This is a genomic window from Streptomyces ureilyticus, assembly GCF_011045025.1.
GTDB classification, from domain to species: domain Bacteria; phylum Actinomycetota; class Actinomycetes; order Streptomycetales; family Streptomycetaceae; genus Streptomyces; species Streptomyces ureilyticus.
Genome location: NZ_JAAKZX010000239.1, coordinates 1 through 13,292 on the forward strand (window position 1 = coordinate 1; position 13,292 = coordinate 13,292).

Consider the following 13,292-nt stretch of genomic DNA (forward strand, 5'->3'; position numbering starts at 1 on the left):
ACCCCCCACTCCTTGTCTCCCCTCCCTGCCCCGGGGAGGGGTCAAGGGGCCCGCACGGCCTCTCCTGTCCCGCTTATTGATTGGCCTGCCCATGACCGAAACAGCCCCCACGGGGTCGCCCACCGTCCAGAGCGTCGACGCCGAAGGCCGGATAGAGCTCGCCCCCGGGGCCTTCCCCGAGGACAGCCCCTTCGCCAACGAGGACCTGCGTCCCGTGCCGCTCGCCGAGCGGCGCTGGACGACGTACAACTTCGCCGCGCTGTGGATCGGGATGGCGGTCAACGTCCCGTCGTGGACGCTCGCCGCCGGCCTGGTCGCGCTCGGGATGGACTGGAAGCAGTCCGTGCTCACCATCGCGCTCGGCAACGTCATCGTGCTGCTGCCGATGCTGCTGACCGGCCATGCGGGACCGAAGTACGGCATCCCGTTCCCCGTGCTCGCCCGTGCCTCCTTCGGGCTGCGCGGCGCCAATCTGCCGGCGCTGCTGCGCGGCCTTGTGGCCTGCGCCTGGTTCGGCATCCAGACCTGGATCGGCGGTCAGTCCATCTACTTCCTCGCCGGGAAGCTGTCCGGGGCGGGCAGCTGGTGGACCGACGCCGGCAAGGTCGGCGGCTATCCGTGGACACAGTGGCTGTGCTTCCTGCTCTTCTTCGCCATCGAGATCGTCATCATCCTGCGCGGCATGGACGCGGTGCGGCGGCTGGAGAACTGGGCGGCGCCGCTGATGCTGGCCGGCGCGGTGGCGCTGCTGGTGTGGATCGCGAACAAGGCGGGCGGCTTCGGCCCGCTGCTCGACCAGCCCTCACAGCTCGGCTGGGGCGCCGACTTCTGGAAAGTCTTCTTCCCCGCGCTGATGGGCATGATCGGCTTCTGGTCGACGCTCTCCCTCAACATCCCCGACTTCACCCGCTTCGGCGCCGGACAGAAGGCCCAGGTGTGGGGCCAGTCGCTGGGGCTGCCGACCACCATGGCCGCGTTCGCACTGCTGTCGGTGCTGGTCACCTCTGGCGCGCAGGCCGTCTACGGCGAGCCGATCTGGGACCCGAGCCAGCTCGCGGCCCGGATGGACAGCACGATCGGGGTGCTCTTCGCGCTCTTCATCCTGCTGCTCGCCACGCTGTCCACGAACGTCGCCGCCAACCTGGTCAGCCCGGCGTACGACCTGTCCAACCTGGCCCCGAAGCTCATCAACTTCCGCACCGGGGCGCTCATCGCCTGCTGTATCGGCGTGGGCATCTTCCCCTGGAAGCTGATCGAGAACCCGGACGTCTACATCTTCACGTGGCTGGGTACCGTCGGCGGTCTCCTCGGCACCGTGGTCGGCATCCTCATCGCCGACTATTGGCTGGTCCGCCGTACTCACCTGGACCTGTCCGGCCTCTACACCGAGGGCAGCCGCTACTGGTACAACTCCGGCTGGAACTGGCGGGCCCTGGTGGCCTTCGCTGTGGGCGCCGTCCTCGCCGTGGGCGGCTCGTACTCCAACGTCGACGCCGACGGCAACAAGGCCGGCCCCTTCCCGGCGGACGGACTGATCCCGTTCCTGAAGCCCCTCGCCGACTACGGCTGGGCAGTGGGCCTGGCCGCGTCGGTGCTGCTGTACGTGGTGCTGATGGGCGGCAGGGAGCGGGAGCCCAAGGACGTGTGACGGGTTGGGTTGGTGCGGGCCGTGCTGGAGATACGGGCTCTACTGAGCCTTCTCCAGCGCGGCCACCGCCTCCTTGGCCGCCTTGATGGCGCCCTTGTTGATCTCGTCCGTACCGGGCGCCTTCTTCGACTCGAAGTCACTGCCGTTGTACGTGATGACCACCATCGCGTTGGACGCGCGGACGATCACCATGCCTTCGCGCGTCTGCTGCTTGTCCTCGGTGGTGAGGTTCACTACGGAGTACGCCTCGTCGCCGAGACCGGGGACGGCCCCTCCGCCGCTGTGCTTCGCGACGCGCTCCTTGTAGGCGGTCGCGGCGGTCTGGTCGGTCTTCTTGATCTCGTACGAGACGTCGAGCCAGCGGTAGTCGAACCCCTTGAGCGCGTTCCACGAGCAGGTGCGGCGCACCGACTCGTTGGTCGACGGGATCTCCTTGCCTGCCGCCTTGGCGCCCGGCACCAGCGAGGTCACCGTCTTCTTTCCGAGCCCCAGGCAGGGCTTCGGTGACACGCGGTACGTCCGGGTCGCCGCCGCCGTGGACGGCGCGGACGGCGAAGCGCTGGGTCTGTCCGAGGCCGCCTTGTCCTTCGCGTCCCCGGCCGGGGACGCGGCGAACGGCCCGGACGCCAGCGCCCAGCCCGCCGAGGCGAGCACGGCGACCGGCAGCAGACGCGCGGTGAGGGCGAGCGGCAGAGGAAGAGAACGCACGGCGCACTTCTCGTGAGGGATGGGTGCGGAGGGGGCCACACCACACTGCGGACGGTACGCCAGTGTCACATGCCTCCCAGTGAGGCGGTAGTGCGAACTCGCTCCGTGGCCGTGTGGTCACAGCGGCCGGCTGTTGACGGAAGCCGCGTTCAGTACGGCCGGGGCGCCGGTCACCCGGAGTGAACCCTTCCGCCCGGGGGTGCGTGCGATGATCGGCGGGTGATCGCGATACGCCGCGGGCCAGCCCGTTTCGCCGTCCTCGCCTGCCTGCTGGCGCTGACCACGAGCGGCTGCGGGCTCTCCGCCGAACTGGAGCGTGAGCGCGACCCGGATCCCAAGCTCCCACCCTCACCGTCGGTGACCCTGAGCGTGGAGCCGCCTCCGGCCGTCACTCCCGAAGCCTCGCCGAGCGTGCCGGTTCAGGAGGAGTCCGGCTGCCCGTCGTCCGGTGTGCGCTTCGACACCGAGCTCGTCCAGGGCGCCATGGGACTGCGCGCCACGAGCCTCATCCTGACCAACTGCGGTTCACGGCCGTACGAGTTGAACGGCTACCCCTCCATCCAGGTGCTCGACGAGGCGGGCGAGCCCCTCTCAGGGGTGCGCACCGTCGAGGGCACGGACGAGGTGTCCATGGCTCCGGAGGACCCCGGCCCCGAGCCGCTGACCCTCGCTCCTGGTGAGAGCGCGTACGCGAGCCTGTACTGGCGGATGAACAACGAGAAGGGCATCTATCTGCGGGTCGCACCCGCGAAGGGACGCGAGGTCACGACCGTACGCGCCGAGAACTACTTCGACATCGGCCCGGAGAACGTCTTGGGGACGTTGCCCTGGAAGCCGATGGAGTAGCGGGTACCTGGGGGCGCGGACGGGTACGTACGATCTTCGCATGCCTGCCCGGCAGTGAGGAGTCGCCCCGTGTTCACGACCCGTCCCACCCTCCAGGGCACCTTCGGCATGGTGTCCTCCACGCACTGGCTCGCCTCGCAGTCGGCGATGGCTGTCCTGGAGGACGGCGGCAACGCGTACGACGCCGCCGTCGCCGCGGGGTTCGTCCTGCATGTCGTCGAGCCCCATCTGAACGGGCCCGCGGGCGAGGTGCCGATCATCCTGGCCCCGGCGGGCGGCGAGGTCCGGGTGCTGTGCGGTCAGGGTGTGGCGCCGGCCGGGGCGGAAATCGCCCGCTACAGGGGACTCGGTTTGGATCTCGTACCCGGTACGGGGCCGCTCGCCGCCGCCGTTCCCGGTGCCTTCGACGCGTGGATGCTGCTCTTGCGGGACCACGGCACGAAGCCCCTCGCCGACGTCCTGAAGTACGCCATCGGGTACGCGGAGGACGGGCACCCGCCCGTGGAGCGCGTCGGCGAGACCGTCGAGACCGTACGGGAGCTCTTCGAGGCCGAGTGGACCTCGTCGGCCGAGGTCTATCTGCCGGGCGGCCGGGCCCCGCGTCCGGGCGAGCTGTTCCGGAATCCGGCGCTGGCCGCGACCTGGCGGCGGCTGATCACGGAGGCCTCCCGGGCGAGCGGTGACCGGGTCGCGCAGATCGAGGCCGCGCGGCGGATCTGGCGTGCGGGCTTCATCGCCGAGGCCCTGGTACGGCAGGCAGGGCGACCGACCATGGACACCAGCGGCGAACGCCACGCGGGCACGCTGACGGCAGCCGACCTGGCCTCCTGGTCCGCGTCCTACGAGGCTCCGGTGACGTACGACTGGCGCGGCTGGACCCTGTGCAAGGCGGGGCCCTGGAGCCAAGGGCCGGTCCTCCTCCAGCAGTTGGCCGTGCTGCCGTCCGAACTGCCGCGGTACGGCTCCGCGGATTACGTCCATCTGCTGATCGAGGGCTGCAAGCTGGCGATGGCCGACCGGGAGGCCTGGTACGGGGACGCGGCCGACGTACCGGTGGGGGAGTTGCTGTCGGAGGAGTACAACGCCGGGCGGCGGGCGCTCGTCGGGGAGAAGGCCTCGTACGAGCTGCGGCCGGGGAGCCCTGGGGGGCGTACTCCGCGGCTGAGCGAGCACGCGCGCGTGGTGGCCACCGGGGAGGCGGGGTTCGATCCGCTCGCGACGCCTGGGGTGGGGGAGCCGACCGTGGCCAAGAGCCTGAGGTCGCCCGTGCCCGGGGAGCCGGACGTCTCGGCGGACGGCGGTACTCGGGGCGACACCTGCCACCTCGATGTGGTCGACCGCTGGGGCAACATGGTCGCCGCCACGCCCAGCGGCGGCTGGCTGCAGTCCAACCCGGTCGTGCCGGAGCTGGGCTTCCCGCTCGGCACCCGGCTCCAGATGACCTGGCTGGAGGAGGGGTTGCCCAACTCCCTAACGCCCGGCCGCCGTCCGCGTACGACACTCACGCCCTCGCTCGCGCTGCGGGGCGGGGTGCCGGTCATGGCGTTCGGCACACCCGGCGGCGACCAGCAGGACCAGTGGCAACTGCACTTCTTCCTGGCCGTCGCCCTGCGCTCCGAGGTGCGCGGCGGGCTCGACCTCCAGGGCGCGATCGATGCCCCGAACTGGCACAACGACAGCTTCCCCGGCTCCTTCTACCCACGTGGCATGCGCCCCGGCAGCGTCACCGTCGAGGCCCGCATGGACCCGGCCATCGCCCATGAACTGCGTCGCCGGGGCCACGACGTGCAGGTCGGACCGCCCTGGTCCGAGGGGCGCCTGTGCGCGGTCGCGCGGGACCCGGAGAGCGGGGTGCTGTCGGCGGCGGCGAATCCGCGGGGGATGCAGGGGTACGCGGTCGGACGCTGACCTGACGCCTCAGTGGCTGCCTCAGTGGCTGGGGTGTTCATGGCGATTCCACCCGGAGTGCACCGGCCGGGTGAGGATTGTCAGTGCCGCGTGCTCTCATGGAGTGGTGATCGAAGACAGCGAAACCATCGAAGAGTTTCTTGCGCACGGTATGTCGGACGTAGAGGAAGCAGTCCGCAAGGCGGCGGCGACGGAGATCATGCCGCGTTTCCGGCAGCTCGCCGCGCACGAGGTGGACGAGAAGACCGGCCCGCACGACCTGGTGACGGACGCCGACCGCAAGGCCGAGGAGTACCTCACCGCCGCGCTCGGCGCCCTGCTGCCCGGCTCGGTCGTGGTCGGCGAGGAGGCGGTGCACGCCAATCCGCTGACGTACGAGGCGATCCGGGGCGAGGCGCCGGTGTGGATCGTCGACCCGGTCGACGGGACACGGCAGTTCGTGCACGGCAACCCCGGCTTCTGCACCCTGGTCGCGCTCGCGCAGGGCGGCAAGGTGCTCGCCTCCTGGACGTATGCTCCGGCACTCGACCTGTTCGCCACGGCGATACGGGGCGGGGGCGCCGCTCTCGACGGAGCGCCTCTGCGGTCCGGTTCGCCCGCGCCGGACCGCCCGCTGGAAGTGGCCACGTCCCACCCGGACTTCACGACTGACGAAGAGAAGCGCGCACTGCTCGGCCTGCGCACGGAGGGCGTGCGGACCCGGCCCTGCGGCTCCGCCGGACTCGAGTATCTGGCCATCGCCCGCGGCGAGTTGGACGCCACCGGCTTCTCCTGGGAAGCCGCCTGGGACCATGCGGCCGGCCTGCTGCTGGTCGAGGAGGCGGGCGGCGCCCATCTGACCCGCGCGGGCGAGCCGTTCCGTATAACCGGGGACAACGTCCTGCCGTTCACCGCGGCGCGGGACGCGGCCACGGCTCAGCGGGTGGCGGCTTTGCTGGCGGACGGGGCCTGACCGCGGGCGGCCTGACTCCGGCGGCCCTTTGACCGGCGGGCGGCCTGACTCCGGCGGCCGCTTGACCCGCGGGCGGCCTGGCCCGGCGGTTGGACTGCCTCGCGGGCCGTTGCCTGTGCTCAGGCCGTTGCCTGTGTTCGGGCCGCTGCCATGCACTCGGGCCGCAGGGCGTAACGGATGACCGGAGAAGTCCACCCGCGCCCGGGGCTGCCACGGCCCCGGTGGATGGCCGGAGACGACCACCCGCGCCCAGGGGCTGTCACCGCCCCGGCATATCCTGATCCCGAATGGCCATCGGCTGACAAAGGAGTCCGAAGGTGCCGTCGATGCTCGATGCGGTCGTGGTGGGTGCGGGGCCGAACGGACTGACCGCTGCCGTGGAGCTGGCCCGTCGCGGATTCAGTGTGGCCGTCTTCGAGGCACGCGAGACGGTCGGCGGCGGTGCCCGCACCGAGGAGCTGACACTGCCCGGCTTCCGGCACGACCCGTGCTCGGCCGCGCACCCGCTGGGCATCAACTCGCCCGCGTTCAAGGCGATGCCGCTCGGTCGGTACGGACTGGAGTGGCTGCACCACGACCTGCCCATGGCGCACCCCTTCCCGGACGGCACGGCGGCCGTGCTGTCACGGTCCGTGGCTGAGACGGCCGCCTCCTTCGGGCCGCGCGACGCGGGCACGTACCGCAGGCTGGTCGGCCCCTTCACCGGCAGATGGGACACGCTCGCCCGGGACTTCATGTCCCTGCCGCTCACCGCGCTGCCCCGCGACCCGGTCACCCTCGCCCGTTTCGGTCTCGTCGGTCTGCCGCCGTCCACCTGGCTGACGCGCAGGTTCCACGACGAGCGGGCCAAGACGCTGTTCGCCGGTCTGGTCGCGCATGTCATGGCCCCGCTCGACGGCTTCGCAACTGGCGCCATCGGTCTCGTCTTCGCCCTGGCCGCGCACGCGGGCGGCTGGCCCGTCGCGCGCGGCGGCTCCCAGTCGATCTCCGACGCGCTCGCCGCGTATCTCAAGGACCTCGGCGGCACCGTCCACACCGACTACGAGGTCAAGCGCCTCGACGACCTGCCGCCCGCGCGCGCGTACGTCTTCGACACCTCGCCCGCCGCCCTCAGCCGGATCGCGGGCTTCGGCCGGTACTACGAGCGCTACCGCTACGGGCCGGGCGTCTTCAAGATCGACTACGCGCTGGACGGGCCAGTGCCCTGGGCGGCGGAGGAGGCCCGCCGCGCCGGGACGGTGCAGATCGGTGCGAACACGGCCGAGATCGACGCCGCCCTGCGCGCGGCCTCGCGGGACGGCCGGGCTCCCGACGCACCGTTCCTGATCACCGTGCAGCCCAGCGTCGCCGACCCCTCCCGGGCGCCGGACGGCAAGCAGGTCTTCTGGGCGTACGGCCATGTGCCGAACGGCTGGACCGGCGACCTCACGGACGCGATCGAGCGCCAGCTGGAGCGGTTCGCGCCGGGCTTCCGCGACCGCGTCCTGGCCCGCGCCACGGCGGGCCCGCCCGAGATGGCCGCCCGCAACGCGAACTACGTGGGCGGTGACATCGCCTGCGGCGCGGCCTCCGGACTGCAGCTGATGCTGCGGCCCCGGCTGTCCCTGTCCCCGTACAGCACACCGCATCCGGCCGTGTTCATCTGCTCCTCGGCCTCCCCGCCGGGGCCGGGCGTGCACGGCATGTCGGGACACAATGCCGCCAAGGCCGTATGGAGGAGGCTGCGCCAGTCATGACCGCCATGGCCGCGATCGAACTCGTCCAGGGCGACATCACCCGGCAGTCCGTCGACGCCATCGTGAACGCCGCGAACTCCTCGCTGCTCGGCGGCGGAGGCGTGGACGGAGCCATCCACCGGCGCGGCGGCCCCGCCATCCTCGACGAGTGCCGAAAGCTCCGCGCCTCCCTCCCCCACTCTCGGCTTCGCTCGAGCGGGGGGACCCCCATCGGGAAAGGCCTGCCGACCGGGCAAGCGGTCGCCACGACGGCGGGCGAACTGGACGCCCGCTGGGTGATCCACACGGTGGGCCCGGTCTACAGCCAGAGCGAGGACCGCTCCGACCTGCTCGTCTCCTGCTACCGGGAGTCCCTACGGGTCGCCGACGAGCTCGGCGCCCGTACGATCGCGTTCCCCGCGATTTCCACCGGCGTCTACGGCTGGCCGATCGACGACGGCGCCCGGATCGCCGTGGAGACGGTGCGGCGGGCCACGCCCACCTCGGTCGAGGAGGCCAGATTCGTCCTCTTCGACGAGCGGTCCTACGCGGCGTTCGCCGGGCAACTTCGCTGACGGAACCGGGGTTCGGTTCAGCTGTCCGGCCTGAGTCAGCAAGGGACGGGGATCAGCCGCGGCCGTAGTTCATGGGTGGCAGTTCAGTGGCGGCTTCCGCCGCATCACCCGGCGCAGGGGCTCGCCTGTCAACCCGCTCCCGGCGGTGTGACAACCGGTCCCGTGAGGTCACCGTGGGTGAGGAACTCTAGGAATTGTGACTCCCATTCCTAATGCCAGTATTGTCATAAATACTGCGATACTTCGGAATGGTGGACTGGCGGAAACGGATCGAGGTGAAGCGTGGTTCGGTCCGACGGGGAATCGATGCGGACGTGGCGTGCGACAGGCGGCATCGTGTCCGCCCGTTCCCGTGAGCGGTTTTTGCAGGGTGAGCCGGTCGATTCAGGCGTGCGAAAGTCGATCTCGGATTCATGGCAGCGTTCCAGGTCCCTGGGGCTGTCACCGGACCAGTCCGACCTTCCCTTCCGGGAGGACTTCGACCGGGACGGTCGGCTCGTCCGCGCGTCAGGTCCGGTGCTCGACCGGCTGCAGTCCAGGTTCGCGGGCAGCGCGATGAACATCTCCGTCGCGGATGGGAGCGGGACGGTCGTGCTGCGGCGTTTCGGAGAGGCGGCCTTGGCCAGAAGCCTCCCGGCGATCCAGCGCGTCCCGGGATTCGTGTTCGCCGAGCAGTTCGCCGCCACGAATGGGATCGGTCTCGCCTTGGCGGAGCGGCAACTCATCCGGGTCCACGGTGCCGAGCACTTCGCCGAGCGCTCCCAGGGGAGCGCCTGCCGCGCGATTCCCGTCCGCGACCCGCTCAGCGGGCTCATCGAAGGCGTCCTGTGCCTCGGCTATCCGCGCAGCGCCGAGGACCCGGCGCTCGTCACCGTGATACGCAAGGCGGCCGAAGCCATCGAGCGGCGGCTGCTGGAGCAGAGTTCCGCGCGTGAGCGGGCTCTGCTGGGGGCCTATCTGAGCACCGCCGCCGATGCCGCGGTCGGCGTTCACCAAGGCGTCGGAGTGGAAGAACTGGCTCGCGAGCTGCGCCCCCGTGACCAGGCGGCCCTCATGGAGAAGGCCACCGAGCTGATCTCCCGCGGGCAGCGTGCCGCAGTCGACGTGTCCCTCCCCGACGGCCGGAGTGTGACCCTGGTGAGCCGTCCGATGACGAGTGCCTCCGGAGTGGAAGGCATCGCCATCGAGGCCCTCTTCCGCAGCCCTCCACCGCGACAGGCCCTCTCCGTCCCGCGCCGGATCGACGAGCTGCTCGGCCCTCACGCCGAGCCCGTCGGCAGCGCTGTCGTCGCGCCATCCGCTTCGTACACTTCCGTCGCCCCGGCGCCCGGGCATCACTCCGCCACTCCGCTGTCCGGGCACCTCCCCGGCGCCGCATCCGGCCAGGGCGCCACGGGCAGCCAGGGCGCCATGGCCGCCGGTACTGCTGCTGACGCGACGGACGGCCACCCCGACTCCCAACCCCCCGCGAGAGGGCTTGTGCTGGTGGGGGAGCCGCATGTGGGGACGTACGCCCTGGCGGCGCGACGCCGCCTGGAGCTGTTGTCCGAGGCCAGCGCTCGTATAGGCACCACCCTGGACGTGCGCCGCACCGCCCAGGAGCTCGCCGAGACGGTGGTTCCGGTACTGGCCGACTTCGTCACGATCGACCTGCCTGAGGCCGTACTACGCGGCGAGGAGTCTGCCGATCCCGGCGGTGACCTGCGTCGTGCGGTGGTCCACGGCATCCGCGACGACGTTCCTTTCAGCCCGGTCGGCAAGCGGGTCGACTTCGGCCCGACCGCGCCCCAACTCCGTTGTCTGACCAGCGGGCAGGCAGTGCTGGAACCCGACCTGAAGGCTGCCGCGGGCTGGCTCAGCGAGGACTCCGAGCACACCGAGCAACTGCTGACCCATGTCCACTCCCTCATCGCGGTCCCCCTGGTCGCCCGCGGCGTCGTCCTGGGCGTCGCCGGCTTCTACCGCTCACAGGATCCCGCCCCCTTCGGGGACGACGACCGCTTGCTGGCCCACGAACTCGCCACCCGCGCCGCCCTGTCCATGGACAACGCCCGGCGCTTCACGCGCGAACGCAATATGGTCCTCGCCCTGCAGCGGAGCCTGCTCCCGCAGGGTCTGCCCGATCAGGAAGCCGTCGAGGTCGCCCATCGCTATCTGCCCGCCGAATCCGATGTGGGCGGCGACTGGTACGACGTGATCCCCCTATCCGGGACCCGTATCGGCCTCTTCGTCGGCGACGTCGTCGGCCACGGCATGCACTCCGCCGCCACCATGGGCCGACTGCGCACCGCCGCACGCAGCTTCGCCGAACTCGACTTCCCCCCGGACGAAGTCCTCACCTACCTCGACAACGTCGTGGGGCGCCTGGACCGAGAGGATCCCGCCGCCGACGGCGTCGGCATCATCGGCGCGACCTGCCTGTACGCCATCTACGACCCGACCTCGCAGCAGTGCGTCATGGCCCGCGCCGGTCACCCTCCGCCCGCACTGGTCCACCCCGACGGCACCGTGTCATTCCCCGACCTGCCCGCCGGGCCGCCTCTCGGCCTCGGCGGCCTGCCCTTCGAAACCGCCGAGATCCACCTCCCCGAGTACAGCCAGCTGGTCCTCTACACCGACGGACTCATCGAGGACCGGCACCGTGACATCGACGAGTCCCTCGACCGCCTGCGCAAGGCCCTGGCCCACCCGGAGCGCACACCCGAGGAGACCTGTGAGGCGGTCCTGGACATCGTGGCGCCCGCCCACCCCGACGACGACCTCGCACTGCTCGTCGCCCGCACCCACGCGCTGGACCCCCACCGGATCGCCGGCTGGGACCTGCCCGCCGACCCGGCCCTCGTCAGCGACGTCCGCGCCGCCGCCGTCCGGCAGCTGGCCGACTGGGGACTCGACGGGGCCGCGTTCGTCGCGGAACTCGTGCTCAGCGAGCTGGTCACCAATGCCGTCCGTCACGGTGCCGGGCCTATCCGGGTGCGGCTGATCCACGGCCCCACGCTGATCTGCGAGGTCTACGACACCAGCAACACCGCCCCGCACCTGCGCCGGGCGGCCGCCTCCGACGAGGGTGGCCGTGGCCTGTTCCTCGTCGCGCAGCTGGCAGAGAGCTGGGGGACCCGCTACACAGCGGAGGGCAAGGTCATCTGGGCCGAATGCGGGCTCGACGGCGCCTGAGGGCCTGCGTACGCCGCACTGGCGGCCCTCTGACTCGTTCGGGGCGCAGTCACCGTCAAATGTCTGAAATGCTGCTATTTGCACCGCTAGTATCCCTGATGAAAGTCGGGAAGAACTTGCCAGGCCGACCCCCGGGAGATGTCCGTGCACGATGCTCCCGACGCCTCTGAGAAGGCGATCCCGCCCGCCGGAGCGGAACCCCTGGTCCGCATCCGCGGGCTTGACAAGCGGTTCGGCGGGACCCTCGCACTGGCCGGGGTCGACCTCGACGTCCACGCCGGCAGCGTCCTGGCCCTTCTCGGCCCCAACGGCGCCGGAAAGTCCACGCTCATCAAAGTGCTCGCCGGCGTTCACCAGGCAGACGCGGGACAGATCACCGTGGCCGGTCACCCGCTCGGGACCCATGCGGCCTCTCGCAGCATGTCCTTCATCCACCAGGACCTCGGCCTCGTGGAGTGGATGACGGTCGCCGAGAACATCGCTTTGAGCACCGGGTATCCGCGCCGCGCCGGACTGATCTCCTGGCGGCGGACCCGGGAGCGCTGCACCGACGCCCTGCGGACCGTCGCCGGACATCTAGACCCCGACGCGCCGATCGCCCGGCTCGCCGCCGCCGAGCGTTCACTGGTCGCCATCGCCCGAGCCCTGGCGGGACGGGCGAAGCTCATCGTCCTCGACGAGCCGACCGCCCGCCTCCCCGCCGCGGACTGCGCCCGGCTCTTCCACGTACTGCACGCCCTGAGCGACCGGGGCCACGGCATCCTCTACGTCAGCCATCGCCTGGACGAGGTGTACGAGGTCGCCGACACCTTCGCCGTCCTGCGCGACGGCCACCTCGTCAGCCACGGCCGGCTTGCGGACCGTAGTCCCGCCCGTCTGGTGCACGACATCGTCGGCGAGGAAGTGACCTCCCCCAGACTCCGTCCGGGGGGACCCCCATCTCGCTTCGCTCGCCGCCCCGCCACGGCCCCCGCCGACGCCCCGGCCGTGCTGACCCTCGACGGCGTACGGACCGCCGGCGCGGGCCCGGTCAGCCTGGAACTCAAGGCCGGGGAAGTCCTGGGTCTGGTCGGCCTCTCGGGCGCCGGGCACATGGAGCTGGGCCGGGCCCTCGTCGGCTCCCGGCCCTTCCTCGACGGTCGCGTACTCCTCGGCGGCCGGCGCTACAGCCCCCACACGGTCGCCGACGCCGTCGGCCTCGGTGTCGGCTTCGTGACCGGCGACAGACAGCAGGAGGGATGCGCCACCGAGCTGACCGTACGGGAGAACCTCCTGGCCAACCCCCGCGCGGGAGGCCTGCCGGCGCTGCACTGGATCAGGCCCCGCCGCGAACGTGCCGAGGCCACCACCCTGATCGAACGGTTCTCGGTACGTCCCCGCGACAGCGAGGCCCCCATCGCCACCCTGTCCGGCGGGAACCAGCAGAAGGTCATGATCGGACGGTGGCTTCGGGTGGACCTGCGCCTGCTGGTCCTCGAGGAGCCGACGGCCAGCGTGGACATCGGCGCCAAGGCCGCGATCTACGGCCTGCTCGACGAGGCGCTGGCCGCCGGCCTCGCGGTACTGCTCATCTCCACCGATTTCGAGGAGGTCGCGGGCGTGTGCCGACGTGCCCTGGTCTTCGTCCGCGGGTCCGTGACGGCCGAGCTGAGCGGCCCGGACCTCACCGTAGCCGGGCTCACCCGGGCAGCTTCGGCCATGCCCCCCTCGGGAACTTCCGGAAGCGCGACGGACTCATGACCGCCTCGCCCTCCCCCTCCTCGCCC

Annotated in this window: 9 protein-coding genes; 8 read left to right on the plus strand and 1 reads right to left on the minus strand. The window is 71.2% G+C overall.

The window, feature by feature from the left end:
• Nucleotides 1–91 precede the first annotated feature (91 nt).
• Nucleotides 92–1,648, plus strand: coding sequence for an NCS1 family nucleobase:cation symporter-1 (locus tag G6048_RS41295; protein ID WP_165344751.1), 1,557 nt, complete (start codon nt 92–94; stop codon nt 1,646–1,648).
• A 39-nt stretch (nt 1,649–1,687) separates the two neighbouring features.
• Here G6048_RS41295 and G6048_RS41300 read toward each other — a convergent pair whose 3' ends face one another.
• Complete coding sequence (locus G6048_RS41300) at nt 1,688–2,356, minus strand: hypothetical protein (RefSeq protein ID WP_165344752.1); 669 nt, start codon at nt 2,354–2,356, stop codon at nt 1,688–1,690.
• Nucleotides 2,357–2,575: 219 nt separating this feature from the next.
• Between G6048_RS41300 and G6048_RS50465 the strand changes: the two genes are divergently transcribed.
• From G6048_RS50465 to G6048_RS41335, 7 genes are all read left to right on the plus strand, one after another.
• Nucleotides 2,576–3,202 (plus strand): DUF4232 domain-containing protein, encoded by a 627-nt coding sequence (locus G6048_RS50465; RefSeq protein ID WP_165344753.1) that lies wholly within the window; start codon nt 2,576–2,578, stop codon nt 3,200–3,202.
• Nucleotides 3,203–3,271: 69 nt separating this feature from the next.
• On the plus strand, nt 3,272–5,110 hold the full coding sequence (locus tag G6048_RS41310; protein WP_165344754.1) for a gamma-glutamyltransferase family protein: 1,839 nt from the start codon (nt 3,272–3,274) through the stop codon (nt 5,108–5,110).
• A gap of 106 nt (nt 5,111–5,216) precedes the next feature.
• The gene (locus tag G6048_RS41315) at nt 5,217–6,062 is read left to right on the plus strand and encodes an inositol monophosphatase family protein (protein ID WP_165344755.1); all 846 of its coding nucleotides are present in this window, start codon (nt 5,217–5,219) and stop codon (nt 6,060–6,062) included.
• A 326-nt stretch (nt 6,063–6,388) separates the two neighbouring features.
• Nucleotides 6,389–7,798 (plus strand): phytoene desaturase family protein, encoded by a 1,410-nt coding sequence (locus G6048_RS41320; RefSeq protein ID WP_165344758.1) that lies wholly within the window; start codon nt 6,389–6,391, stop codon nt 7,796–7,798.
• Between the two features lie 5 nt (nt 7,799–7,803).
• Entirely contained in the window at nt 7,804–8,352 is a 549-nt protein-coding gene (locus tag G6048_RS41325) for an O-acetyl-ADP-ribose deacetylase (RefSeq protein WP_165344759.1), read from the plus strand.
• Between the two features lie 306 nt (nt 8,353–8,658).
• Nucleotides 8,659–11,526 carry a SpoIIE family protein phosphatase gene (locus G6048_RS41330; RefSeq protein WP_206342774.1) on the plus strand — a complete coding sequence of 956 codons (2,868 nt, stop codon included), beginning with the start codon at nt 8,659–8,661 and terminating at the stop codon, nt 11,524–11,526.
• Between the two features lie 138 nt (nt 11,527–11,664).
• Nucleotides 11,665–13,266: a sugar ABC transporter ATP-binding protein gene (locus G6048_RS41335; RefSeq protein WP_206342775.1), complete on the plus strand. Its 1,602-nt coding sequence runs from the start codon at nt 11,665–11,667 to the stop codon at nt 13,264–13,266.
• Nucleotides 13,267–13,292: the final 26 nt, after the last annotated feature.

Coding starts and splice junctions, on each gene's coding strand:
- G6048_RS41295 (WP_165344751.1), top strand. CDS start 92: ATGACCGAAACAGCCCCCACGGGGTCGCCCACCGTCCAGAGCGTCGAC.
- G6048_RS41320 (WP_165344758.1), top strand. CDS start 6,389: ATGCTCGATGCGGTCGTGGTGGGTGCGGGGCCGAACGGACTGACCGCT.
- G6048_RS41325 (WP_165344759.1), top strand. CDS start 7,804: ATGGCCGCGATCGAACTCGTCCAGGGCGACATCACCCGGCAGTCCGTC.
- G6048_RS41330 (WP_206342774.1), top strand. CDS start 8,659: ATGCGGACGTGGCGTGCGACAGGCGGCATCGTGTCCGCCCGTTCCCGT.
- G6048_RS41335 (WP_206342775.1), top strand. CDS start 11,665: ATGTCCGTGCACGATGCTCCCGACGCCTCTGAGAAGGCGATCCCGCCC.